This window comes from Gilliamella sp. Nev3-1 (assembly GCF_001690435.1).
Taxonomy (GTDB): Bacteria; Pseudomonadota; Gammaproteobacteria; order Enterobacterales; family Orbaceae; genus Gilliamella; species Gilliamella apicola_C.
In genome coordinates, this window is record NZ_LZHN01000072.1 from 1 (window position 1) to 414 (window position 414).

A 414-nucleotide genomic window follows, 5' to 3' on the forward strand; every position below is an offset into this window, starting at 1 on the left:
CAAAAGCAAACAATAACCGTTGAGGATTTTATTAAGCAATTTCCCGATATAACAAAAGGAAATGCTTATAATCAAATAAAAAAAGCAATTGATACACTTGGCGAGCGCTGGATTAAAGTCAAAGACCCAAAGAGAACTAAAGAGTTTAGGTGGATTCAATCTAAAGAATACTTCAATGATCAAGGTTCGGCTACTATTGAGTTTAGTAATGCGGTTATGCCATACCTCTGCCAACTTGAAAAGCAGTTCACTAATTACCAATTACGCAATATAAGCGCTTTTAAGCGCACTTATTCAATAAGACTATACGAACTATTAACCCAATACAGATCTCTTAAATCTCGCACGATTAGAGTGGTAGATTTGCGTATTGCGTTACAGCTAGAAGATAAATTTAAAGAGTTTAAAGAATTA

1 protein-coding gene is annotated in these 414 nt (G+C 34.1%); it reads left to right on the forward strand.

Features of this window, described 5'->3' with window-relative positions:
• The coding region (locus A9G40_RS11560; protein WP_141675261.1) for a replication initiation protein at positions 1-414 on the forward strand (414 nt) is incomplete at both ends.